The following is a 22,893-nucleotide window of genomic DNA, read 5'->3' as shown; positions in this document are numbered from 1 at the left end:
GCGGCGTCGGGCGGATCGCACCGTCGGCCGGGCGGTCCCGGGCGGGTGGCGCCCTCAGCCAGGTTCCGTCAGGCGGCGCCCGCCGTCAGCCGGGTTGCGCCCGTCGTCTGGATCGCGGCGCCGTCCGACGCCCGCTCCGTCAGATGCAGCTGCGAGATCGCGTTGCGCAGCGTCAGCGCACCTGCCCCGGTGTCCAGCTGCCAGCGCTGCGTACGCGCCGTCGCCGAGCAGGTTCCGAGCGACAGCTCCGCCCCCACCTCCAGCGGCGCGCCCAGATACTTCTTGCCGCGTACCGCGTCCAGGCACTGGCCGTTCTCCGTGGACCGCACCGTGTAATACCCGTCGGCGGTCGCCGTCAGCGCCCAGGAAGCCGCGCTGTCCTCGACCAGGGACACGCCCGCGTCCGCCGCGGGGGCCAGCGCCTTCGCTCCCGCGGTCAGCCGGTACGCACCGTCGGCGAGCGGCGTGCGGTCGGTGTTCTCCCAGCCCGGCGCGTGACCGATCTTCCTGGCGAGCGCCTCGAAACCGGCATACGTCGGGCTCGGCTTCGGGCCGCCCCAGGTCGCCTGCGCCACGAAGCGCAGCGGCATGAAGGTCTTCGCCTCCACCTCGTTCTCCGTCTCGGCCGCCGCACTGTCCGGCCACAGGCTGATCTTCGCGCCGGTGAGGTTCGCCGCCCCCTGGGTGAGCGTCTGGCCCTCGAAACGCAACGGCGTCCAGTCGCTCTCGTACAGCTTCTGCGTCTGCATCGTGAAGCCGCCGCGTACCAGGTAGAGCGAGTAGGCGGAGTTCATCACCGGCCGGCCCTCGGCCAGCAGCGAGGACGGCTGCTGGATGGAACCACCGCCCAGCCAGTGCTCGACGGTGATGTCACGGTCCAGCGGGACGACGGCGTTCTTGCCGACGAGCCCGTCGTTCCAGATCCGCAGCGACCTGCCGTCCGCCTTCACATGCGCGTTGACCTGGTTGATGAAGTCGGTGAAGAGATCGTCGGGAGTGGCCGAGGCGCCGAACTTCGCGGTCGCCGCGGCCTGCAACTGCGGGTAGTCCGGGTAGGAGGAGCCGAGCATGTACTCGTCGGCGCCCATGTGCCAGTAGCGGCTGTCCCAGACCTTCAGTGCCTCGTCGACCATCGAGGTGTAGTACGCCGGCGCCTCGGGCCGGGAGATGTCGAGCCGGGGCGGGGAGGCGACGCCGTTTCGGTCCTTGAGCTGGAGCTCCGGGTGGTTCTCCAGGTAAGTGTCCATGTGGCCGGGGGAGTTGATCTCCGGTACGAGCTCGATGTGGTACTTCCTGGCCATCGCGGCCAGCGTGCGGACCTGCGGCTTGGTGTAGTAGCCCCAGAACGCCGAAGCCGGGTCGGTGTCGCTCTTGACCTTCGCCTCGATCCACAGCTGGTTGAGCTTCTGCGACGCCATGTCCTTCATCAGCCGCTCGAACCACTGTGTCGATATGTTGATGTAGCAGGCGCAGACCCCGACTCCGCGCTCGCGGTACGCGGGTACATCGGTCGCCGAACCCCGTGCGGCGCGGCCGTCGTCGTTCAGCAGCTGGAGGATGGTCCGGGTGCCGTAGAACACACCGGTGGAGGTCGCGGCGGTGACAGTGACGCGGTCGCCGACGGTGAGCCGGTAGCCCTCCGCGCCCAGCACACCCTTCTGGGACGGGTTCTGACGCAGCACGATGTCCCCGGAACGGGCCGCGTGGCCCCGTGACACCGACGCCTTGCCGTTCAGCTCACCGGCGAAGCGGCCCGCGTCGGCGGCCGTACGACTGTCCCGCACCCCGTCCAGCACGATCCTGGCCCGGTCGGTGAGTGTGAACTCGCCCTGGCCGTCGTGCCATTCACGGAGCGTGGGCAGCACCTCGGGTGGGGTCGCAGCGGCCGAGCCGCCCTCGGCCGACGCGCTCTGCCAGGGCAGCAGCGCGGCGGCGAGCGCCGTCACCACCGCTCCGATGGTCCTTCGTCCTGCCATCCGCATGTCCATGCACCAGACCCTTGTGGCAAGCGGGGCCCGTAGTCCATGGACTGATGCGGGAAATGGTTGGATGAATGATCGGAGGTCGGATCTGATGTGGATCAGGCAACCTCGGAGAGGGGCGCCGGGCCGCGGAACGTGCGCCGGTAGGCATTCGGAGTGGTACCAAGGGATTTGACGAACTGGTGGCGCAGTGCGGCCGCATTCCCGAAACCGGTCCGGTCGGCGATCACGTCCATTGTTTCATCGGAGGTCTCCAGCAAGTGCTGTGCCAGCAGGACCCGCTGCCGCAGTAGCCAGCGATACGGGGTGGTGCCGGTCTCCTGCTGGAACCGGCGCGCGAAGGTACGCGGGGACATGTGCGCCTGGGCGGCGAGCTGTTCGACGGTCGTCTCCCGGTCGAGATGACGTTCCATCCAGGCGAGCGTCCCGCCGACCGTGTCGCACGCGGTGCGCGGCAGCGGGCGCTGAATGTACTGCGCCTGGCCGCCGTCACGGTGCGGCGGCACCACCATGCGGCGGGCGATGGCGTTGGCGACATCGGGGCCGTGTGCCTGACGGACCAGATGCAGACAGGCGTCGATCCCGGCGGCGGTGCCCGCCGAGGTGATGACCGACCCCTCGTCCACGTACAGCACATCGGGCTCGACGACGGCCCGCGGGAAGCGCCGGGCCAGTTCGGTGGCGTGGCGCCAGTGGGTGGTGCAGCGGCGGCCGTCCAGCAGCCCGGCCGCGCCGAGGACGTACGCACCGGAGCAGACGCTCAGCACGCGGGCGCCGCGCTCCACCGCCCGGCGCAGGGCGTCCAGGACCTCCTGGGGATACTCCCGGTTCATGAAGTGGCTGCCGGCCGGTACGGCGACGAGGTCGGCCTCCTCCAGCCGGTCGAGACCGTGAGGTGTGCTGATGGTGAATCCGGCATGCGTCTGCAGCACCGGGCCTTCCGCGGAGACCACCGCGAAATCGTGGACCGGCAGACCCTCGTCGCTGCGGTCGAGGCCGAACACCTCGCACAGCACGCCGAGTTCGAACGGGTGGACCTCGTCCAGCAGGAGAGCGGCGACATTCTTCAGCATGAAGCCAGTGTGGCAGTAATTCGATGCTGTGTGGCAGTCCTGCCACTGCCGGATTCCGTCCGCAAGGACGAGAGTAGAGACATGAACACATTCCTGAACTACCTGTCCATAGCCACTGTTTTCGCACTTTTCCTGGTGCCGACTCTGGTCGGCGTCGCTCGCGACCGCCGCATCGACCGCCAGCTCCGCGAGGCGGAACGGCAACGACGGGCCGAATTCCCGGAAACGGCGGGCGCCGCCCGGCCGGTGAAGGCCGAACGGCGCCCGTGGTACGGAGCCCTGCAGGATCAGAAGTCGTCGTCGAAGGCGACCGAGCCCTCCACCGCCACCTGGTAGGCGGACGGACGGCGCTCGAAGAAGTTCGTCAGCTCCTGAACACCCTGCAACTCCATGAACGAGAACGGGTTCTCGGAGCCGTAGACCGCCGGGAAGCCGAGCCGGGTGAGCCGCTGGTCGGCGACGCACTGCAGGTACTCGCGCATCGACTCGGTGTTCATGCCCGGCAGGCCGTCGCCGCACAGGTCACTGCCGAACTGCAGCTCCGCGTCGACGGCCTCCTTCAGCATGTCGGTGACCTGCTGCTGGAGCTCGTCGTCGAAGAGGTCGGGCTCCTCCTTGCGGACGGTGTCCACGACCTCGAACGCGAAGTTCATGTGCATCGTCTCGTCCCGGAAGACCCAGTTGGTCCCCGTGGCGAGACCGTGCAGCAGACCGCGCGAGCGGAACCAGTAGACGTACGCGAACGCGCCGTAGAAGAACAGCCCCTCGATGCAGGCCGCGAAGCAGATCAGGTTCAGCAGGAAGCGACGGCGGTCGGCCTTCGTCTCCAGCCGCTCGATCTTCTCCACCGAGTCCATCCACTTGAAGCAGAACTGCGCCTTCTCGCGGATGGAAGGGATCTCCTCGACCGCGTCGAACGCGGCTGCGCGGTCGTCCGGGTCGGGCAGGTATGTGTCGAGCAGCGTCAGATAGAACTGGACGTGCACGGCCTCCTCGAAGAGCTGCCGCGACAGATACAGCCGCGCCTCGGGGGAGTTGATGTGCTTGTACAGCGTCAGCACGAGGTTGTTCGAGACGATCGAGTCTCCGGTCGCGAAGAACGCGACGAGCCGGCCGATCATGTGCTGCTCGCCGGGCGACAGCTTGGCGAGATCGGCCACGTCGGAGTGGAGGTCGACCTCCTCGACCGTCCAGGTGTTCTTGATCGCGTCGCGGTAGCGCTCGTAGAAGTCCGGGTAGCGCATGGGGCGCAGAGTCAGCTCGAAGCCGGGGTCGAGCAGGTTCTTCTCGGTGGAGCTCATTACTGACAGGCCTCGCAGGACTCGGGGTTTTCGAGGGAGCAGGCGATCGCGTCCGCGTCGGGGCCCGATGGCTGCTGTACGGGAATGGGGGCGGCGGCCGCGGCCTGGCCGGATGCCGCGCGGGCGATCCGGGTCGCCGGGCGCGAGCGCAGGTAGTACGTCGTCTTCAGCCCCTGCTTCCAGGCGTACGCGTACATCGAGGAGAGCTTGCCGATCGTCGGCGTCTCCAGGAACAGGTTCAGCGACTGGCTCTGGTCGAGGAACGGCGTACGCGCCGCCGCCATGTCGATCAGTCCGCGCTGCGGGATCTCCCACGCCGTGCGGTACAACGCCCGTACGTCCTCCGGGATCCAGGCGAACCCCTGCACCGAGCCGCTCGCCTCGCGCAGCGCCTCACGGGTCCGCGCGTCCCACACACCGAGCTTCTTCAGCTCGTCCACCAGATATCCGTTGACCTGGAGGAACTCACCGCTGAGCGTCTCGCGCTTGAAGAGGTTGGAGACCTGCGGCTCGATGCACTCGTACACCCCGGCGATCGAGGCGATCGTGGCGGTCGGCGCGATGGCCAGCAGCAGCGAGTTGCGCATACCGTTCTTCGCGATCCGGGCACGCAACGCGTCCCAGCGCTCCGGCCAGGTCAGCTCGGTGGCGTAGTGGTCGGGGTGCAGCACACCGCGGGCGGCGCGCGTCTCGGACCAGGCGGGCAGCGGACCGGACCGCTCGGCGAGGTCGCAGGACGCCTCGTACGCGGCGAGCATGATCCGCTCGGAGATCTTTGTGGAAAGCGCGCGGGCCTCGGGGGAGTCGAACTGCAGCCGCAGCTGGAAGAAGACGTCCTGGAGCCCCATCGCGCCCAGACCCACCGGGCGCCAGCGGGCGTTGGACCGGCCGGCCTGCTCGGTCGGGTAGAAGTTGATGTCGACGACCCGGTCGAGGAACGTCACGGCGGTACGGACGGTGGAGTCCAGCCGCTCCCAGTCGATCTCCCCGTCGGCCACGAACGCCCCGAGGTTGACCGAACCGAGGTTGCAGACGGCCGTCTCGCCGTCGTCGGTGACTTCGAGGATCTCGGTGCACAGGTTCGACGAGTGGACCACCCGGCCCGGCTCGGCGGTCTGGTTCGCGGTCCGGTTGGAGGCGTCCTTGAACGTCATCCAGCCCTGGCCGGTCTGCGCGAGGGTCCGCATCATCCGGCCGTACAGCTCGCGCGCCGGCATCGACTTGCGGGCCAGGCCCTTGGCCTCGGCGGCCCGGTACGCGGCGTCGAACTCGTCGCCCCATAGATCGACCAGCTCGGGCACGTCGGCGGGCGAGAACAGCGACCAGTCGCCGTCCGCGTCGACCCGGCGCATGAACTCGTCCGGGATCCAGTGCGCCAGGTTGAGGTTGTGCGTACGCCGCTGGTCCTCACCCGTGTTGTCGCGCAGCTCCAGGAACTCCTCGATGTCCGCGTGCCACGTCTCCAGGTAGACGGCGGCGGCGCCCTTGCGGCGGCCGCCCTGGTTTACGGCGGCGACCGAGGCGTCGAGCGTCTTCAGGAACGGCACGATGCCGTTGGAGTGCCCGTTGGTGCCGCGGATCAGCGAACCACGGGCGCGGATCCGGGAGTACGAGAGGCCGATACCGCCTGCGTGCTTGGAGAGCCGCGCCACCTGGTGGTAGCGGTCGTAGATCGAGTCGAGCTCGTCCAGCGGCGAATCCAGCAGATAGCAGGATGACATCTGCGGGTGCCGGGTGCCGGAGTTGAAGAGCGTGGGGGAGGAGGGTAGGTAGTCGAGGCGGCTCATCAGGCGGTACAGCGAGGCGACCTCGTCCAGCGCGCGCGCCGAGTCGTCCTCGGCGAGACCGGCCGCGACGCGCAGCATGAAGTGCTGCGGCGTCTCGATGACCTGACGGGTGTGCGGGTGGCGCAGCAGATAGCGGCTGTGCAGCGTCCGCAGCCCGAAGTAGCCGAACCGGTCGTCGGCGCCGTCGGCGAGCGACTGCTCGACCAGCGTGTCGAGCCGGGCCGCGTGGAGCGCCACGAACGAGGCCGTACGGTCCGCGATCAGACCCTCGCGGTGACCGACGGCGACCGAGGCGGAGAAGGACACCGCGCCCTGACCGGCCGCCTCGTCCGCGACGGCGCGGGTGAGGAGGCGGGCGGCGAGCCGGGAGTACGCGGGGTCCTCGGAGATCAGACCCGCGGCGGCCTCGGTGGCCAGCGAACGCAACTCTGCTTCGTCCGACCGGGCGTTGCGGCCGCGCAGCGCGGCGGCGGCGACGCGACCGGGGTCGGTGTCGGGCAGATCGACGGTGAGGTCGGTCAGGGTCCGCAGCAGTGCGGTCCCGGGGCCGTCGTTCGTGGTTCCCGTGGACTCGGCGACTGAAGCCGGATCGGCTGGCGCGATGGTCATGTGGTGCTCTCCCTCGCTCGGCTCGGGGCCGGGCGGGGAGCGGGGGCAGCCGGGCAGAGGCGTGCCCAGGAGAGGGCAGCACTCCGTGCGGCGTCCACCGGCCCATCCGCGAGGCCCGGACGTCTGGGCGTCCGGATCGGTCGAGCCGGACGCGCTGTCGGCAGGTCCTCGGACTTACAGGGTGCGCAAAAGTACACCGAACACACCGTTGCGGGACAGTTCCGGATTCGCACCGGATTTCCCTGCGGCGACAGCGAGCACGAGCATACATGTGGGGGCCGCCCGATGAGGCGGCCCCCATATGTTGTGTCGTGTGCGGTTTACAGGGTCAGGCTGTACGTGAGCAGCGGAAGGCCCGGAATGGGCTCCCAGTCGCGCTCCGGAGTCCGGACGAAGCCCAGGCGGCGGTAGATCCGGTGGGCCACGAGCATGGTCGGCGTCGTCGACAGGAGGAGCCGCGTGACGCCCTCCGTGCTGCGTGCCCGGTCGATACAGGCCTGTACGAGGGCCTCGCCCGCCCCGAGGCCGCGCGCCTCCCGCGCGACGGCGAGCATCCGGAATTCGGCCTCGTCGGGGCCGGCGATGTCGGCCCACGGGTTGCCGGGCGGGGCGTAGGTCACGCCGCCCAGCACCCGGCCGTCGGTGCCGACCGCGACGAGCACGTCGGCCTCGACGGCGCGGCGTGGCACGTCGCGGAGTTGTTCGAGATACGGGTCGTCGGCGCCGAAGTCGAGCAGGCCGTCGTCGAGGTACGCGTGTGCGGTGATCTCGCCGAGGGCGTGGTGTTCGGTGGGGTCGACGGGCCTGATCGATAGGTCCATGGCGGAAGTGTGCCGTACGGAGGTGGGGCGGTGGGTGCCCGGGTGCGCCCGGGGTGCCGCTCTGTCCTCGATCGCCGGACGGGCTCGGTGTTGCTGATGTGGCCCGCCCGGCGTGGGCCGGGCGGGCCACATTTTCTGGCCGGTGCAGCAGGCCTAGTTGGCGGACGGGCTCGCGTCGGAGGCCGTGGTGGGCTGCGACCTGGCGGACGGGAGCTCCACCTGGACGGCCGGGTCGCCGGCGTCCGCCGTGTAGTCGGCCGGTGACGTCTCGTCGATTCCGGCCGGGGCCTTCAGCGCGTTCAGGACGAACGTCAGCACCACCGTCACCACGGCGTTCAGTACGAACGCCGTCAGGCCGATGTAGCCGATCTCGCCGATCCCCGGGATCTCCTTCGAGGAGCCGCCGAAGTGGGCCTGGGTCGGGCTCGCCACCCCGTACGCGGCGAGCGTGCCGTACGCCATGCCGACCGCCCAGCCGGCGAGCAGCGCCCAGCGGTGGAACCACCGGGTGAACAGGCCGCCGACCAGGGCCGGGAACGTCTGCAGGATCCAGATCCCGCCCAGCAGCTGGAAGTTGATCGCGACCGTCTTGTCCATCGTGAGGACGAAGACGAGCGCGCCGACCTTCACCAGCAGCGACACCAGCTTGGAGACCTTCGTCTCCTGGGCCGGGGTCGCGTCGGGCTTGAGGAAGTCCTTGTAGATGTTCCGGGTGAAGAGGTTCGCCGCGGCGATCGACATGATCGCGGCGGGCACCAGCGCGCCGATCCCGATCGCGGCGAACGCGACCCCGGCGAACCAGTCGGGGAACATGTTCTCGAACAGCTGCGGGATCGCCAGCTGTCCGTTCTGCACCTTGACTCCGGCGGCGATCGCCATGAAGCCGAGCAGGGCCAGCAGGCCCAGCATCAGCGAGTACAGCGGCAGGATCGTGGTGTTGCGCCGGATCACGTCACGGCTGCGGCTGGAGAGCGTCGCCGTGATGGAGTGCGGGTACATGAAGAGCGCGAGCGCCGAACCCAGGGCCAGGGTGGCGTAGCCCCATTGGCCCGGATCGGCCGGCGCGAGGGCGCCGCGCGGCTTGCCGGTTGCGGGGTTGGTCTGCGAGAACGCCTCGCCGGCCTTGGCGAAGATGTCGTCGAAGCCGCCCAGCTTGATCGGGATGTAGATGATCGCCACCACGATGACCAGGTAGATCAGCCCGTCCTTGACGAACGCGATCAGTGCGGGGGCGCGCAGCCCGGAGGAGTACGTGTACGCGGCGAGCACCGCGAACGCGATCAGCAGCGGCAGGTCCTTGATGAACCAGTGCGTGTTCTCGCCGCCGCCGACGCCCATCACGTCCAGCACCGCCTGGATGCCGACGAGCTGGAGCGCGATGTACGGCATCGTGGCGAGGATGCCGGTGACGGCGACCGCCAGCGAGAGCCCCTTCGATCCGAAGCGGCCGCGGACGAAGTCCGAGGTGGTGACGTACCCGTGCTTGTGCGACACCGACCACAACCGCGGCAGGAAGGTGAAGATCAGCGGGTACACGAGGATGGTGTACGGGACCGCGAAGAAGCCGGCCGCGCCGGCCGCGTAGATAGCGGCGGGGACGGCGACGAAGGTGTACGCGGTGTACAGGTCGCCGCCGAGCAGGAACCAGGTGACCCAGGTGCCGAACGACCGTCCGCCCAGCCCCCATTCGTCGAGGCTGGCCTCGTTCTCGGCCTTGCGCCAGCGCGCGGCCATGAAGCCGATGACCGTGACGGCCAGGAAGAAGAAGATGAAGACGCCGAGCGCGACGCCGTTCACGCCGTCCTTCATGCGGAAGCACCCCCCTTGCGGGAGCGCTGGTCACGCTGCCACAGCGTGTACGCGACCATCGTGAGCGCGGTGGAAATCAGCACCCAGAGCATCTGGTACCAGTAGAAGAACGGAATGCCGATGAAGGCCGGGTCCACCTTCGCGTACGAACTCACCCAGAGCATCGCCACGAACGGCGCGATGAGGCAGAGGGCGATGACTACCCTCATAGGTGTGACCGTTGGTGGTTTCGTATCTGTTTCTTCTGGCATATGGCGACTCCGTCCCCTCGCTGACCACCTGTTGTAATGCGCATGAAATCTAGGGGAGAGTTCCGGCCAGCGTCACCCCCTGTCCGTATTTCGGTCCTGCAACGGTGTGGCGGGGCCGGGGAAGAGGATGCTGTCCGGGGGGCCGACTCCTGATACTCCGTCCCTGTTCGGGCAGTCGGCCGTTCGGTAGCCGGCCGGCCAGGAGCCGGGTCCCGCCGTCTCAGTCGGTCGGCCGCTTCAGACGCGCCACGAACTTGTAACGGTCGCCGCGGTACACCGACCGCACCCACTCCACCGGTTCGCCGTGTCCGTCCAGGGAGTGGCGGGAAAGCATCAGCATCGGCAGGCCCACGTCCGTACCGAGGAGTCCGGCCTCGCGCGGGGTGGCGAGTGAGGTCTCGATGGTCTCCTCGGCCTCGGCCAGCCGTACGTCGTACACCTCGGCCAGTGCCGTGTACAGCGAGGTGTACTTCACCAGTGAACGGCGCAGTGCGGGGAAGCGTTTGGCCGACAGATGCGTGGTCTCGATCGCCATCGGCTCGCCGCTGGCCAGGCGCAGCCGCTCGATCCGCAGCACCCGGCCGCCGGTGGTGATGTCGAGCAGCCCGGCGAGAGTGTCGTCGGCCGTGACGTAGCCGATGTCCAGCAGCTGCGAGGTCGGCTCCAGCCCCTGGGCGCGCATGTCCTCGGTGTACGAGGTCAGTTGCAGGGCCTGGGAGACCTTCGGCTTGGCCACGAACGTGCCCTTGCCCTGGATGCGTTCCAGCCGGCCCTCGACCACCAGCTCCTGGAGTGCCTGGCGCACGGTGGTGCGCGAGGTGTCGAACTCGGCGGCCAGGGTCCGCTCCGGCGGCACGGGGGTGCCGGGCGGCATGGTGTCCGTCATGTCGAGGAGATGGCGCTTGAGACGGTAGTACTTCGGCACGCGGGCGGTACGCGTGGCCGCGCCGGTTCCCGTGCCCGTCTCGTTCTCCGAACTGCCCCCGTCGGCACCCATCGCCCGCCTTCCCGACTGCTGCGCTGCTGCCGTCACCGGCTCCTCCATCTGTCGCGGCTCACATGGTGGCACGGTCCGGTCACGGCTCGTCGCCCTCCCTCAGGTGTCGGTCCTATAACGGACGCGAGTGCACTTCTTATACACCCTTGACACCCCTAAAGGTCTAGGCCAAGCTCCCGGTACTGGTCTAAACCATTAAAGACCAGGTCCCAGCCCCACGGGCAGTACCCGTCGTATGCGGTTGTGCGACGGACGGCGATCTCGGGTGGTGGGGGGAATTCTCTTGCATCCCTGAGGAGGGTGTCGTGAAGCGCGGACTCATCGCGGCCATTGGTGTCGTAGCTCTCATGGCCGGTGCCACTGCCTGTGGCTCGGACGACGGCAAGGGCGACAGTGGCAAGAAGACCGGCCCCGACAGCTACAAGGGCCAGACGCTGACCGTCTGGGCCATGGACGGCTCCACGCCTCCCGGCTGGACCAAGGACCTGACCGCGGCCTTCAAGAAGAAGACCGGCGCCACGCTGAAGTTCCAGACCCAGAAGTGGGACGGCATTCAGCAGAAGATCACGACGGCCCTCTCCGAGTCGACCCCGCCGGACGTCATCGAGGTCGGCAACACCCAGACCCCGGCGTACGCGGCCACCGGCGGCCTCGCCGACCTGAGCGGCCTCAAGCAGGAGATCGGCGGCGATTGGGTCGACGCGCTCAACAAGTCCTCGGTCTTCAACGGCAAGCAGTACGCCGCCCCGTGGTACTTCGCCAACCGTGTCGTCATCTACAACAAGAAGGTCTGGGCCGACGCCGGCATCAAGGACACCCCGAAGACGCGCGACGAGTTCTTCAAGGACCTCGACGCCATCAAGAAGAAGGGCAAGGCCGAGCCGATCTACTTGCCCGGCCAGAACTGGTACTTCTTCGACGGCCTGACCATCGGTCAGGGTGCGGACCTCGTGAAGAAGGAAGGCGACAAGTACGTCTCCAACCTCTCCGACCCCAAGGTCGCCGCGGCCATGGAGCTCTACAAGAAGTACCAGTCCTACTCCAAGGCCCCCAAGGACAAGGACGAGGCCACCCCGCAGCAGGCCGAGGTCTTCGCCAAGGGCAACGTCGGTGCCTTCGTCGGCATGGGCTGGGAGGCCGGCACGGCCATCGCGGCCAACAAGAAGATCGAGGGCGACATCGGCTACTTCACCATCCCGGGTGAGACCGCCGACAAGCCCGAGGGCGTCTTCCTCGGTGGCTCCAACTTCGCGGTCGCCGCGGGCAGCAAGAAGCAGGACCTCGCCAAGGAGTTCCTGAAGCTCGCCCTGTCCGACCAGTTCGAGGGCCAGCTGGCCAAGGAGAACGGCGTCATCCCGAACAAGGAGTCGCTCAACTCCAACCTGATCGGCAACGGCGCCGCCGAGGCCGCGGCCCCGGCCGCCGCCGGTGGTGGCACCACCCCGCTCATCCCCGAGTGGGCCGCTGTCGAGAACGCGCCGAACCCGATCAAGAGCTACATGACCGCGGTTCTGAACGGCAAGTCCCCGGCCGACGCCGCCAAGGCGGTCGAGGCGGAGATCAACAAGCGTCTCTCGCAGACGAGCTGACCGCACGCGCCGGGGGGCGGGCGACGACCGCCCCCCGGCGCTCCCGCGTGACTCGACCGTACGGCCCAAGAAGAGATGGCGAGCATGTCAGTGCAGACCGAACAAGTGGACTCGGTCCCGGCAGCCGGTGTCCGCAAGGATGACGCGCCTCCCGGCGGCCCCGCCGCATCGAGCAAGAAGCGGGTCGGTGGCTCGGCCCCGTATCTGCTCCTCCTGCCCGCACTGCTCGCCACAGCGGTGCTCCTGGGCTACCCGCTGGTCAAGAACGGCATGCTGTCGTTCCAGAACCTCAACCCGCGCCAGCTGATCCTCCATCTGACCGAGTGGAACGGCTTCGACAACTACACCGAGGTCCTCGGCAGTTCGGACTTCTGGAAGGTCGTCGAGCGTTCGGTCTTCTTCACTGCGGCCAACGTCGTCCTGATCATGGTGCTCGGGACCCTGGTCGGCCTGCTGCTCGCGCGCCTGGGCCAGAAGATGCGGCTGCTGCTCATGCTGGGCCTCGTGCTCGCCTGGGCGATGCCGATCATCGCCGCGACCACGGTCTACCAGTGGCTGTTCGCCCAGCGCTTCGGCGTCGTCAACTATGTGCTCGACAGCCTCGGCTGGCACTCGATGGCCGACTACAACTGGACGAGCACCCAGTTCTCCACCTTCTCGCTGGTCACCCTGGTGATCGTCTGGCAGTCCATCCCGTTCGTGGCGATCAACCTGTACGCCGCGTCGACGACGATCCCCAAGGAACTGTACGAGGCCGCGTCGCTCGACGGTGCCGGAAGCTGGAAGAGCTTCACGTCGGTGACGTTCCCGTTCCTCAAGCCGTTCCTGCTGGCCACCACGTTCCTCGAAGTCATCTGGGTCTTCAAGTCCTTCGCCCAGCTCTTCGCGATCAACGGTGGCGGCCCGGACCGGCTCACCGAGACCCTGCCCGTCTACGCCTTCGTCGAAGGTGTCGGCAACCAGCACTTCGGCATGGGGTCGGCCATCTCGTTCCTGACGATCATCGTCCTGCTGGCGATGACCGGCTACTACCTGCGCACCGTACTCAAGCACGAGGAGGACGAGCTGTGAGGCGCTCACTGTTCGGCCGGATCTGGCCCAACGCGACAGCAGTCGTCCTCTTCATAGGCTTCGCCTTTCCCGTCTACTGGATGTTCAGCACGGCCTTCAAGCCGACCGGCGACATCATCACCGACACCCCGGTGTGGTTCCCCACCGACATCACCTTCGACCACTTCCAGAAGGCCGTCGCGGCGGACCACTTCTGGACCCTGGTCCGCAACTCGTTCACCGTCACCGTGCTCTCCGTGGTCGCCTCGCTGGTGATCGCGCTGCTGGCGTCCTTCGCAATGGCGCGCATGCGCTTCAAGGGCCGGCGCGGCATCCTGCTGACCTTCATGATCGCGCAGATGGCACCGTGGGAAGTCATGGTCATCGCGATCTACATGCTGGTCCGCGACGCGGACATGCTGAACAGCCTGTTCCCGCTGACGGTCTTCTACATGATGATGGTCCTGCCCTTCACCATCCTGACGCTGCGCGGCTATGTCGCCGCGGTGCCCAAGGAGCTGGAGGAGTCCGCGATGGTCGACGGCTGCACCCGCCCGCAGGCCTTCATGAAGGTGATCCTGCCGCTGCTCGGCCCCGGTCTGATGGCGACCTCGCTCTTCGGCTTCATCACCGCCTGGAACGAATTCCCGCTCGTCCTCATCCTCAACAAGGACATCGAGTCGCAGACCCTGCCGCTCTGGCTCTCCCAGTTCCAGACCGCGTTCGGCGACGACTGGGGGGCGACCATGGCCGCCTCCTCGCTCTTCGCCGTGCCGATCCTGATCCTCTTCATCTACTTGCAGCGCAAGGCCGTCAGCGGTCTTACCGACGGCGCCGTGAAGGGATAACGCCGCCCCATGACCACGTTCACCTCCGCCACGGACACCGTCACGCGCGACGCCCTCGCCGTCCTGCAGCCCGGGTTCACCGGCACCACCGCCCCCGACTGGCTGCTGCGCCGCGTCGGTGAAGGCCTCGCCTCCGTCGGCCTGTTCGGCCGCAACATCGAGACGCCGCAGCAGCTCGCCGCGCTCACCGCCCAGCTCAGGGCCGAGCGGGACGACGTGCTCGTCGCGATCGACGAGGAGGGCGGTGACGTCACCCGACTGGAGGTGCGTCATGGCTCGTCCTTCCCCGGCAACCTCGCCCTCGGCGCCGTCGACGACCCCGGGCTGACCCGCGCGGTCGCCCAGGAGCTCGGCCGCCGGCTCGCCGAGTGCGGCGTCAACCTCAACTGGGCGCCGTCCGCCGACGTCAACTCGAACCCGGGCAACCCGGTCATCGGCGTACGGTCCTTCGGCGCCGACCCGCACCTCGTCGCCCGGCACACCGCCGCGTACATCGAGGGACTCCAGGCCGCCGGGGTCGCCGCCTGCACCAAGCACTTCCCGGGACACGGCGACACCGCCGTCGACTCGCACCACGCGCTGCCCCGCATCGACGTGGACCTCGACACCCTGTACGCCCGTGAACTGGTGCCTTTCCGGGCGGCGATCGCAGCGGGTTCCAAATCGGTGATGAGCGCGCATATCCTGCTGCCCGCGCTCGACCCGGACCGCCCGGCAACCCTGAGTCCGCAGATCCTCACGGGTCTGCTGCGCAAGGAGCTGGGCTACGACGGCCTGATCGTCACCGACGGCATGGAGATGCAGGCCATCTCCGCGACGTACGGAATCGAGCGCGGCTCCGTCCTCGCGATCGCCGCGGGCGCCGACGCGATCTGTGTCGGCGGCGGGCTGGAGGACGAGGCCACCGTGCTGCGGCTGCGCGACGCGCTGGTCGCGGCGGTACGGACCGGCGAACTGCCCGAGGAGCGGCTGGCCGACGCGGCGACACGGGTACGTGCCCTCGCGTCCTGGACGCAGCGGGTCCGGGGGGCTGTCCCGGAGCCGGGCGCGGCAACGCAGGAGGGGACCGCGCCCGGCACCGGTATCGCGTCCGACATCGGCCTCGTCGCCGCCCGCCGCGCGCTGCAGCTGACCGGCACCGCCGAACCGCTCACCGAGCCGGCGTACGTGGCCGCGTTCACCCCCGTCGCGAACATAGCGGTCGGTGACGAGACCCCGTGGGGCGTGGCGGCCGAGCTGGCGCGGGTCCTGCCCGGCACCGCGACCGACACGTACAGCGGTGAGACCGAGGAACCGGCGGCCGCGGTGATGCGGGCCGCGGGGGAGCGGCGCATCGTCGCAGTCGTCCGTGACGCCCACCGGCACGCGTGGATGAGCCAGGCACTCACCACGCTGCTGGCGGAGCGTCCCGACACGGTGGTGGTCGAGATGGGTGTACCGCAGGCGGAGCCGAGGGGAGCGCTGTACATCGTGACCCACGGAGCAGCACGTGTCTGCGGAGTGGCAGCAGCAGAAGCCATCACGGGAACACCCCACTCGACCGCGTGCGGCGACTGAGCCGAACCCGTCCGGCGTTCGAGCAACACGGAAGGGCCGGGACACCGCCATGGTGCCCCGGCCCTTCCGTGTCCGGAGAGCTAGATCCCCTGCCACCCCGGCTTCGCCGCATACGTGGCCCGGAAGTAGTCCGCCAGCTTCAGCTTCGACGCCGCCGCCTCGTCCACCACCACCGTCGCATGCGGATGCAGCTGCAGCGCCGACGCCGGTACGAACGCTGCCACGGGCCCCTCGACCGTCTGCGCCACCGCCTCCGCCTTGCCCTCGCCCGTGGCCAGCAGGATCGGGTGGCGGGACTCCAGGATGGTGCCGATGCCCTGGGTGATGACGTGGTGCGGCACCTGGCTGATGTCGTTGTCGAAGAAGCGCGCGTTGTCGATCCGGGTCTGCTCGGTCAGCGTCTTGATCCGGGTGCGGGACGCGAGCGAGGAGCACGGCTCGTTGAAGCCGATGTGACCGTCGGTGCCGATGCCGAGCAGCTGCAGGTCCACCCCGCCGGCCGCGGCGAGCGCCTTGTCGTACGCCTCGCAGGCGGCCTGCACGTCGTCGGCGGTTCCGTCGGGGCCCATGAAGGACGCCTCGGACAGGCCGAGCGGTTCGACGACCTCGCGCAGCACCACCGAGCGGTACGACTCGGGGTGGCCGGCCGGCAGTCCGACGTACTCGTCGAGCTGGCAGATGCGGGCGCGCGAGGCGTCCACCTGGCCGGAGCGGACCTTGGCGGTCAGCGCCTGGTAGATGGGCAGCGGGGTCGATCCGGTGGCAACGCCGAGAAGTGCGTCGGGCTTGCGGCTGAGCAGGGCGCCGATGGCCCCCGCGATGAGTTCGCCGCCTGCCTTGGCGTCCGGGACGATGACAACTTCCACGCGGGGCCTGCCGATCTGAGGAGATGATGACATGTGGTATAGACCAATCGAGACCTAATCTAGCAGAGCCGGACCACCCTGCGGTGACGTCCGGATGCCGTTCGTGCGCTGTCCGGCCGCGGCCCGCTGGCGGCCCCCGGCTTCCCCGTGGTCGACTTGGCCGGACCGCCGCTCCGGACGCACCGAGACACCTCTGGGAGGCACCCGACATGTCCGCCACGTTTCCGGCCGAAGAGGGCGAGTGGCCGGGCCGCATCATGTCCGGCGAGATGGCCGAGCAGCCCGGGGTGCTGCGCCGCATCCTCGACCGGGGCGCCCCGGAGATCCGGGCGGTGGCCACTGAGATCGCGGCGAAGAACCCGCGCTTCGTCCTTCTCACCGCCCGCGGTACGTCGGACAACGCGGCGCTCTACGCCAAGTATCTGCTGGAGATCCGGCTCGGCCTGCCCTGCGGTCTGGCGTCGATGTCGACCACCACGGCGTACGGTGCCAAGCCGGACCTGCGGGACGTCCTCGTCATCACCGTCAGCCAGTCCGGCGGCTCGCCCGACCTGGTGGCCTCCACCCGGGCGGCCCGCGAGGCCGGCGCAATCACCCTGGCCGTCACCAACAACCCGGACTCGCCGCTCGCCGCCGTCTCCGAGCACGACATCGACATCCTGGCGGGCCCGGAGAAGGCCCTTCCGGCCACCAAGACGTACACCGCCTCGCTGTTGTCCCTCTACCTCTTCGTCGAGGGTCTGCGGGGCGGGGACGGCGCCGCCGCCGCGATCCTGCCGGAGCTGGCCGAAGCGGTCCTGGCCCGCAAGGACGAGATCAAGGGCCTGGCGTCGCGCTACCGCTTCGCCGAGCGCATGGTCATCACCTCGCGCGGCTACGGCTACCCCACGGCCAAGGAAGCCGCCCTGAAGCTGATGGAGACGAGCTACATTCCCGCGCTCTCCTACTCCGGCGCCGATCTGCTGCACGGCCCGCTCGCCATGGTCGACAACATCTCCCCGGTGATCGCCGTGGTCACCGACGGCCGGGGCGGCGAGGCCCTCCAGCCGGTCCTGGACCGGCTGCGCGGCCGTGGCGCGGACCTCTTCGTGGTCGGCCCGAAGGCCCAGGTGGAAGCGGCGTCCGCGGGCTTCGTGCTGCCGACGGCCGGAGTCGCCGAGGAGGTCCAGCCGATCCTGGAGATCCTGCCCCTGCAGATGCTGGCGTACGAGGTGACGATCGCCCGCGGCCAGGACCCGGACGCGCCCCGCGCGCTGGCCAAGGTCACCGAGACCCGCTGAAGGCGGGTCGGCCCGCAGAAACACCCGCGGGCCGCGGCGCCAGGACGGGACCCTCAGCCCGTCCGGCACCGCAGCCCGGAGTTACTCGGCCGGCGGTGTGCGGTGCCCCCGGCCGGGGAGAGGTGCCTGCGCAGTCAGGGCAGAGAGCGCGGGTACCTCGATCCGCTCTCCTGTGCGGGGAGAGCGGAAGCTCTGTCTTGAGCATTGTGGACTAGACCATTCACCTGTGTCCATCCATCGGAGCGCGGCAATTACCGGCCCCTTCCCCCTTGCACGCACGGGCCGGTCGCTCGGTTCGGAACCAGCGCGTATCCACAGGTACGCTCGCACACGTGCCCTCCATGAACGACCTCGTCCGCCAGCACACAGCCCTGAGCGACAGTGACCTCGAGTGGCTGCATCTGCTGGTCTCGGAGTGGCAGCTGCTCTCCGACCTGTCCTTCGCCGACCTGGTTCTCTGGGTCCCTACCCGCGACGGAACCCGCTATGTGTCGGTCGCCCAGATGCGGCCCAACACCGGCCCCACCTCCTACCAGGACGACATGGTCGGCCACCTGGTGCCGCGCGGCCGCCGTCCGCTGCTGGACGCAGCGCTGGACGAGGGCCGGATCGTGCGCGAGGGCGACCCGGAGTGGCGCGAGGAGGTGCCGGTACGGGTCGAGTCCATCCCCGTACGCCGTGAGGGCCGGGTCCTCGGCGTCATCGCCCGGAACACCAACCTGCTGACCGTTCGCACCCCGTCCCGACTGGAGCTCACCTACCTCCAGTCGGCCTCGGACCTGGCTCAGATGATCGCCGCCGGATCCTTCCCGTTCCCCGGCCAGCAGGTCGACATGGATGCGTCGCCCCGCGTCGGCGACGGGCTGATCAGGCTCGATGCCGACGGCGTCGTCCAGTACGCCAGCCCGAACGGACTCTCCGCGTACCACCGTCTCGGCCTCGCCTCCGACCTGGTCGGACACCACCTCGGCCGGACCACCGCCGAGCTCGCCCCGTCCCGCGGCCCGGTGGACGAAGCTCTGGTCAAAGTGGCCAGCGGTTACGCGCCCCGCGAGTTCGAGGTCGAGTGCGCGGGCGGCGTGATCCAGCTCCGGGCGATCCCGCTCAAGCCCAAGGGCGTCCGTATCGGCTCTCTGGTCCTGCTCCGTGACGTGACCGAACTGCGCCGTCGCGAGCGTGAGTTGATCACGAAGGACGCGACCATCCGGGAGATCCACCACCGGGTGAAGAACAATCTCCAGACCGTGGCCGCCCTGTTGCGTCTGCAGGCCCGGCGGATGGACTCCGAGCAGGGCCGCGAGGCCCTCAACGAGGCGGTACGGCGTGTCGGTTCGATCGCCATCGTCCATGAGACGCTGTCTCAGAATCTGGACGAGCGGGTCGAGTTCGACGAGATCGCCGACCGGGTCATCGCGATGGTCGCCGAGATCTCGCCGGGCAAGGTCACCTGCCGTCGCACGGGCCGTTTCGGCATCCTCGATGCGGAGGTGGCCACTCCGCTGGCCATGGTGCTGACGGAGGTGCTGCAGAACGCGCTGGAGCACGCGTTCACCGTCGCCCAGACCGGGACGGTGGAGGTCTCTGCGGTACGCAGCGGCTCCTCGGCCGAGGGCCGGTTGCTGATCACCGTCCAGGACGACGGGTGCGGACTGCCTGAGGGATTCGACCCGCAGCGCACCGGCAACCTGGGGCTGCAGATCGTAAGGACGCTGGTGGAGGGCGAGTTGAGCGGATCGTTCGGCATGGTCCCGGCTCCCGGGCGCGGCACCCAGGTGGTCCTCGACATCCCGGTGCGCGCGGAGAAGTAGCCGGAGCTGTTCCCCGCGGGGACAGCAGTGAGCCCGGACCGTTGTTGACGGTCCGGGCTCACTGGTCATGCATGCGCTTCGGGGGTACTGCGCGCTGCGACTCGGGGGGGCGGGGTGGTGCGTACGCTCTGTACGCGCCGCCTGACTGAGGCTCGTAGCGGTGGCGTCGGATCAGGCGCTGGCGTTACGCGCCCGGTTGCGAGCGGCGCGGCGCTTCATCGCGCGGCGCTCGTCCTCGCTGAGGCCACCCCAGACGCCGGAGTCCTGGCCGGACTCGAGCGCCCACTGCAGGCACTGCTCCATGACGGGGCAGCGACGGCAGACGGCCTTGGCTTCCTCGATCTGCAGCAGCGCAGGACCGGTGTTGCCGATGGGGAAGAACAGCTCGGGGTCTTCCTCACGACAAACGGCGTTGTGACGCCAGTCCATGGCTGCTACCTCTCCTTGGTATTGCATACTGTTGCTTGTGAATGTGAACGCTTTCACGAATCCCCCCACAGGTGACGGGCCGACGCCCAGATGAACTGGTTGTGGTCCTGTGAAGTGAGGAGGGGTTCTGGCTCTCAGCGGAGGCCGTTGTTGCGGGCCGTCCCGATCGCCATGTAGAGATTCGCAAACCTCGGCGGCGGATACAACCCCTTCCGGAAACTTTTTTTTGATTCCTCGGTGTCGGCTAGGTCACAGCCGTACTTCTATGGGGTGGAAGCCAGTCCAAACGTTCGAGTTAAAGGACTTTGGGTTCTTCCGCTCACACAATCACACGCAGTGCACGGCGTACGCCTGTGAACGCCACACTGGTACGCAGGCCCAGGTGGTCACCGTCCATCTGGAACGGCAGTGGAACCTTTGAATGCAAGGTGAAGTCCGTGAGGTCGTGAAGTGAAACGGCGTGCTTGCCGTGTGGACCCTTCTCGGGGCTCGAAGTGAGCAGCTGGGTGCCGTACCGGGCGACCGCGGGGGTGGAGAGGCGCTTCAGCCCGAGGACATCCAGCGCGGTGTCGAACGAGGCCTTCGGGGATGCGTACATCGGACGATTCCCCAGGTAGGTCCAGGGGGCCGTGTTGGAGATTATGGACAGCGCGAGATCGGTGACCGGGTCCGTGCCGGGGGCTTCCAGCGTGATCGTTCCGTGCCGCCGGTGCGGTTCGTCCAGGAACTGCCGGACCACCTGGCGTACGTACAGCGCATGCGTCGACCGCTTGCCGTCCTCGCGCTTCTGTTCGACCCGGCCGACCACGCCCGCGTCGAATCCGAGACCGGCACAGAAAGTGAACCAGCGTTTGGGGACCGACTCGTCCGCGGTGCCGGGTGTGCCGGCCGCCAGTCCCAGGCCGACCGTGCGTTCGGTCCGGTTGGCCAGCGCATCCAGGATCGCGCCGGTCGCCTCCACCGGGTCGTTGGGCAGGCCCAGGGCGCGCGCGAAGACATTGGTGGAGCCGCCGGGCACCACGGCGAGGCTCGGCAGGTTGTCGATGTCGGGACCGTTGTGGAGCAGACCGTTCACGACTTCGTTGACGGTGCCGTCGCCGCCGAGGGCCACGACGAGATCGATGTCGTCGGCGTCGGCGGCCCGCCGCCCCAGGTCCCGGGCGTGCCCGCGGTACTCCGTGGTCACCGCCTCCAGCTTCATTTCGCTGGCGAGTGCATGGATGAGTACGTCACGGGTCCGCGCACTGGTAGTGGTAGCAGCTGGATTGACCACAAGGAGTGCGCGCATGACGGCCAGACTACCTACCCCGTGGTATCGGCCTGAAGTCCTTCCCCCTTGCCTTCACGCTCGGTGACGGGCCGGGCGCGCTGGGCTGGGCCGCGGCGCTCCGATCCCGACCCCGGCTTCGCTTTCGCGGCGGCGGGATGCCAACCTGCAAGGGTGAGTACTCAGCAGAACACGCCGCCCTCGTCGCCCACGGCCGAGCCGACGAAGCCGGCCAGGATCGCCCTCGTGGCCGGACTCAACGCCCTCGAAGGGGCGGCGCTCGCCTTCGGCGGGATCTACATGCTGGTCATGGGCCTGCTCGGCCGGCCGGACAGTCCGGAGCAGGCGGAGATGGGTGGCCTCACGCTGATCGTGCTCGGCCTGATCCCGCTCCTTGCCGCGCGCGGACTGCTGCTGCGGCGCAGCTGGAGCCGGGGCCCGGCGCTGATCACGCAGCTCATGGCGCTGCCGGTGGCCTGGACGCTGCTGCGCTCCCACGGTGCACTGATCCCCGCGGGGATCGTCCTTGCCGCGGTGGCGCTGACCGCGCTGGTGCAGCTGTTCAGGCCGGTGACGAGGGAGGCACTGGGCATCCGGGACCCGCGCGAGACGCCGGAGGCGTAACGCGCGACGCCCGCTACTCCTCGACCAGCAGCCGTTCGCGCAGCTGTGCCAGCGTGCGGGCCAGCAGGCGAGAGACATGCATCTGGGAGATGCCGACCTCCTGTGCGATCTGCGACTGCGTCATGTTGCCGAAGAACCGGAGCAGCAGGATGCGCTTCTCCCGGGGCGGCAGGTCCTCCAGCAGAGGCTTCAGCGACTCCCGGTACTCGACGCCCTCCAGCGCCTCGTCCTCGGAGCCCAGCGTGTCCGCGACGGCCGGGGACTCGTCGTCCGTGTCCGGGACGTCCAGCGAGAGCGTGCTGTAGGCGTTGGCCGACTCCAGGCCCTCCAGGACCTCTTCCTCGGAGATACCCAGCCGCTCCGCCAGCTCATGGACCGTGGGCGACCGGCCGTGCTGCTGGGAGAGCTCCGCGGTGGCCGTGGTGAGCGAGAGCCGCAGCTCCTGCAGCCGGCGCGGCACCCGGACCGCCCAGCCCTTGTCGCGGAAGTGGCGCTTGATCTCGCCCACGACGGTCGGCGTCGCGTATGTGGAGAACTCGACGCCGCGGTCCGGGTCGAACCGGTCCACCGACTTGATCAGGCCGATCGTGGCGACCTGCGTCAGATCGTCCAGCGGCTCGCCGCGGTTGCGGAACCGGCGGGCCAGATGCTCCACGAGCGGCAGATGCATCCGCACCAGCCTGTTGCGCAGCTCGGCCTTCTCCGGCGAACCGTCGGGGAGTTCCCGAAGCTCGATGAAGAGTGCCCGCGCCCCACTGCGGTCGTGTGGATCGTGGTGTCCGTGCTCGCTCATCTGGCCTGCCCGCTCCGCCTGCTCCACCGCGACCGTACGGACCACCGGCCCGTCCGCCCCGTCCTCCGGATGGGGCAGGGCCTGCTGCTCCGGGATGCCTGCTGGTCGCACCACCCCTGGTCGGATCGTCTCGTCCCGCACAGGACCGTCCC

Annotated in this window: 20 protein-coding genes and 1 riboswitch; of the genes, 8 read left to right on the top strand and 12 right to left on the bottom strand. The window is 68.8% G+C overall.

Annotated elements, in window-relative coordinates:
• Positions 1–68: 68 nt before the first annotated feature.
• Both ABZV38_RS06365 and ABZV38_RS06360 read right to left on the bottom strand, forming a co-directional pair.
• Complete coding sequence (locus ABZV38_RS06365) at positions 69–1,976, bottom strand: family 20 glycosylhydrolase (protein WP_356325109.1); 1,908 nt, start codon at positions 1,974–1,976, stop codon at positions 69–71.
• Positions 1,977–2,080: 104 nt separating this feature from the next.
• Positions 2,081–3,055 carry a helix-turn-helix domain-containing protein gene (locus tag ABZV38_RS06360; protein ID WP_356325107.1) on the bottom strand — a complete coding sequence of 325 codons (975 nt, stop codon included), beginning with the start codon at positions 3,053–3,055 and terminating at the stop codon, positions 2,081–2,083.
• An 81-nt stretch (positions 3,056–3,136) separates the two neighbouring features.
• On the opposite strand from ABZV38_RS06360, the gene ABZV38_RS06355 reads away from it, so the two are divergent.
• Entirely contained in the window at positions 3,137–3,391 is a 255-nt protein-coding gene (locus tag ABZV38_RS06355) for a hypothetical protein (protein ID WP_356325105.1), read from the top strand.
• Here ABZV38_RS06355 and ABZV38_RS06350 read toward each other — a convergent pair.
• From ABZV38_RS06350 to ABZV38_RS06325, 6 genes are all read right to left on the bottom strand, one after another.
• Complete coding sequence (locus tag ABZV38_RS06350; RefSeq protein ID WP_356325103.1) at positions 3,343–4,356, bottom strand: ribonucleotide-diphosphate reductase subunit beta; 1,014 nt, start codon at positions 4,354–4,356, stop codon at positions 3,343–3,345. The two genes, ABZV38_RS06355 and ABZV38_RS06350, sit on opposite strands and share 49 nt — an antisense overlap.
• Positions 4,356–6,752, bottom strand: coding sequence for a ribonucleoside-diphosphate reductase subunit alpha (locus ABZV38_RS06345; protein ID WP_356325101.1), 2,397 nt, complete (start codon positions 6,750–6,752; stop codon positions 4,356–4,358). Before ABZV38_RS06345 ends, ABZV38_RS06350 begins: the two co-directional genes overlap by 1 nt.
• Positions 6,753–6,893: 141 nt before the next feature.
• A riboswitch (cobalamin riboswitch) is annotated at positions 6,894–7,032 on the bottom strand.
• 40 nt (positions 7,033–7,072) lie between these two features.
• Positions 7,073–7,573: a GNAT family N-acetyltransferase gene (locus ABZV38_RS06340; protein WP_356325099.1), complete on the bottom strand. Its 501-nt coding sequence runs from the start codon at positions 7,571–7,573 to the stop codon at positions 7,073–7,075.
• A 153-nt stretch (positions 7,574–7,726) separates the two neighbouring features.
• Positions 7,727–9,382 (bottom strand): monocarboxylate uptake permease MctP, encoded by a 1,656-nt coding sequence (gene mctP, locus ABZV38_RS06335; protein ID WP_356325097.1) that lies wholly within the window; start codon positions 9,380–9,382, stop codon positions 7,727–7,729.
• Positions 9,379–9,591, bottom strand: coding sequence for a DUF3311 domain-containing protein (locus ABZV38_RS06330; RefSeq protein WP_356325095.1), 213 nt, complete (start codon positions 9,589–9,591; stop codon positions 9,379–9,381). Before ABZV38_RS06330 ends, mctP begins: the two co-directional genes overlap by 4 nt.
• A gap of 262 nt (positions 9,592–9,853) precedes the next feature.
• Positions 9,854–10,630, bottom strand: a complete 777-nt coding sequence (locus ABZV38_RS06325) for a GntR family transcriptional regulator (RefSeq protein ID WP_356325313.1) — start codon at positions 10,628–10,630, stop codon at positions 9,854–9,856.
• 305 nt (positions 10,631–10,935) lie between these two features.
• Here ABZV38_RS06325 and ABZV38_RS06320 point away from each other — a divergent pair, with 305 nt between their 5' ends.
• The 4 genes from ABZV38_RS06320 to ABZV38_RS06305 all read left to right on the top strand — a co-directional run bounded on the left by ABZV38_RS06320 (position 10,936) and on the right by ABZV38_RS06305 (position 15,674).
• Positions 10,936–12,219, top strand: a complete 1,284-nt coding sequence (locus ABZV38_RS06320) for an extracellular solute-binding protein (protein ID WP_356325093.1) — start codon at positions 10,936–10,938, stop codon at positions 12,217–12,219.
• Positions 12,220–12,303: 84 nt separating this feature from the next.
• The gene (locus ABZV38_RS06315; protein WP_356325090.1) at positions 12,304–13,290 is read left to right on the top strand and encodes a sugar ABC transporter permease; all 987 of its coding nucleotides are present in this window, start codon (positions 12,304–12,306) and stop codon (positions 13,288–13,290) included.
• Positions 13,287–14,117 carry a carbohydrate ABC transporter permease gene (locus ABZV38_RS06310; protein WP_356325088.1) on the top strand — a complete coding sequence of 277 codons (831 nt, stop codon included), beginning with the start codon at positions 13,287–13,289 and terminating at the stop codon, positions 14,115–14,117. Before ABZV38_RS06315 ends, ABZV38_RS06310 begins: the two co-directional genes overlap by 4 nt.
• Positions 14,118–14,126: 9 nt before the next feature.
• On the top strand, positions 14,127–15,674 hold the full coding sequence (locus tag ABZV38_RS06305; RefSeq protein ID WP_356325086.1) for a glycoside hydrolase family 3 protein: 1,548 nt from the start codon (positions 14,127–14,129) through the stop codon (positions 15,672–15,674).
• A gap of 80 nt (positions 15,675–15,754) precedes the next feature.
• Here ABZV38_RS06305 and nagB read toward each other — a convergent pair whose 3' ends face one another.
• Positions 15,755–16,540, bottom strand: a complete 786-nt coding sequence (gene nagB, locus ABZV38_RS06300) for a glucosamine-6-phosphate deaminase (protein WP_356325311.1) — start codon at positions 16,538–16,540, stop codon at positions 15,755–15,757.
• A 209-nt stretch (positions 16,541–16,749) separates the two neighbouring features.
• Here nagB and ABZV38_RS06295 point away from each other — a divergent pair, with 209 nt between their 5' ends.
• Both ABZV38_RS06295 and ABZV38_RS06290 read left to right on the top strand, forming a co-directional pair.
• A complete protein-coding gene (locus ABZV38_RS06295) occupies positions 16,750–17,820 on the top strand; it encodes an SIS domain-containing protein (protein ID WP_356325084.1) in 1,071 nt (356 codons plus the stop codon).
• 341 nt (positions 17,821–18,161) lie between these two features.
• Positions 18,162–19,628: a PAS domain-containing sensor histidine kinase gene (locus ABZV38_RS06290; RefSeq protein WP_356325309.1), complete on the top strand. Its 1,467-nt coding sequence runs from the start codon at positions 18,162–18,164 to the stop codon at positions 19,626–19,628.
• A gap of 171 nt (positions 19,629–19,799) precedes the next feature.
• On the opposite strand, the gene ABZV38_RS06285 is transcribed toward ABZV38_RS06290, so the two are convergent.
• Complete coding sequence (locus ABZV38_RS06285) at positions 19,800–20,057, bottom strand: WhiB family transcriptional regulator (protein WP_003953983.1); 258 nt, start codon at positions 20,055–20,057, stop codon at positions 19,800–19,802.
• A 319-nt stretch (positions 20,058–20,376) separates the two neighbouring features.
• Positions 20,377–21,345, bottom strand: a complete 969-nt coding sequence (locus ABZV38_RS06280) for a diacylglycerol kinase family protein (RefSeq protein ID WP_356325081.1) — start codon at positions 21,343–21,345, stop codon at positions 20,377–20,379.
• A gap of 225 nt (positions 21,346–21,570) precedes the next feature.
• Here ABZV38_RS06280 and ABZV38_RS06275 point away from each other — a divergent pair, with 225 nt between their 5' ends.
• The gene (locus tag ABZV38_RS06275) at positions 21,571–21,948 is read left to right on the top strand and encodes a hypothetical protein (protein WP_356325307.1); all 378 of its coding nucleotides are present in this window, start codon (positions 21,571–21,573) and stop codon (positions 21,946–21,948) included.
• Between the two features lie 13 nt (positions 21,949–21,961).
• Here the strand turns inward: ABZV38_RS06275 and ABZV38_RS06270 are convergent, their stop codons facing one another.
• Positions 21,962–22,882, bottom strand: coding sequence for an RNA polymerase sigma factor SigF (locus ABZV38_RS06270; RefSeq protein WP_356325305.1), 921 nt, complete (start codon positions 22,880–22,882; stop codon positions 21,962–21,964).
• Between the last annotated feature and the right edge of the window lie 11 nt (positions 22,883–22,893).

This window comes from Streptomyces sp. NPDC005181, assembly GCF_040608395.1.
Taxonomy (GTDB): domain Bacteria; phylum Actinomycetota; class Actinomycetes; order Streptomycetales; family Streptomycetaceae; genus Streptomyces.
The sequence above is the reverse complement of the archived record's forward strand: the minus strand, read 5'-3'. Positions and strand labels throughout refer to the sequence as shown.

What these genes read in the sequence shown, in the direction of transcription:
- ABZV38_RS06365 (WP_356325109.1), bottom strand. Translation starts at nt 1,976, where the DNA reads ATGGCAGGACGAAGGACCATCGGAGCGGTGGTGACGGCGCTCGCCGCC.
- ABZV38_RS06360 (WP_356325107.1), bottom strand. Translation starts at nt 3,055, where the DNA reads ATGCTGAAGAATGTCGCCGCTCTCCTGCTGGACGAGGTCCACCCGTTC.
- ABZV38_RS06355 (WP_356325105.1), top strand. Translation starts at nt 3,137, where the DNA reads ATGAACACATTCCTGAACTACCTGTCCATAGCCACTGTTTTCGCACTT.
- ABZV38_RS06350 (WP_356325103.1), bottom strand. Translation starts at nt 4,356, where the DNA reads ATGAGCTCCACCGAGAAGAACCTGCTCGACCCCGGCTTCGAGCTGACT.
- ABZV38_RS06345 (WP_356325101.1), bottom strand. Translation starts at nt 6,752, where the DNA reads ATGACCATCGCGCCAGCCGATCCGGCTTCAGTCGCCGAGTCCACGGGA.
- ABZV38_RS06340 (WP_356325099.1), bottom strand. Translation starts at nt 7,573, where the DNA reads ATGGACCTATCGATCAGGCCCGTCGACCCCACCGAACACCACGCCCTC.
- mctP (WP_356325097.1), bottom strand. Translation starts at nt 9,382, where the DNA reads ATGAAGGACGGCGTGAACGGCGTCGCGCTCGGCGTCTTCATCTTCTTC.
- ABZV38_RS06330 (WP_356325095.1), bottom strand. Translation starts at nt 9,591, where the DNA reads ATGAGGGTAGTCATCGCCCTCTGCCTCATCGCGCCGTTCGTGGCGATG.
- ABZV38_RS06325 (WP_356325313.1), bottom strand. Translation starts at nt 10,630, where the DNA reads ATGGGTGCCGACGGGGGCAGTTCGGAGAACGAGACGGGCACGGGAACC.
- ABZV38_RS06315 (WP_356325090.1), top strand. Translation starts at nt 12,304, where the DNA reads ATGTCAGTGCAGACCGAACAAGTGGACTCGGTCCCGGCAGCCGGTGTC.
- ABZV38_RS06305 (WP_356325086.1), top strand. Translation starts at nt 14,127, where the DNA reads ATGACCACGTTCACCTCCGCCACGGACACCGTCACGCGCGACGCCCTC.
- ABZV38_RS06295 (WP_356325084.1), top strand. Translation starts at nt 16,750, where the DNA reads ATGTCCGCCACGTTTCCGGCCGAAGAGGGCGAGTGGCCGGGCCGCATC.
- ABZV38_RS06290 (WP_356325309.1), top strand. Translation starts at nt 18,162, where the DNA reads ATGAACGACCTCGTCCGCCAGCACACAGCCCTGAGCGACAGTGACCTC.
- ABZV38_RS06285 (WP_003953983.1), bottom strand. Translation starts at nt 20,057, where the DNA reads ATGGACTGGCGTCACAACGCCGTTTGTCGTGAGGAAGACCCCGAGCTG.
- ABZV38_RS06280 (WP_356325081.1), bottom strand. Translation starts at nt 21,345, where the DNA reads ATGCGCGCACTCCTTGTGGTCAATCCAGCTGCTACCACTACCAGTGCG.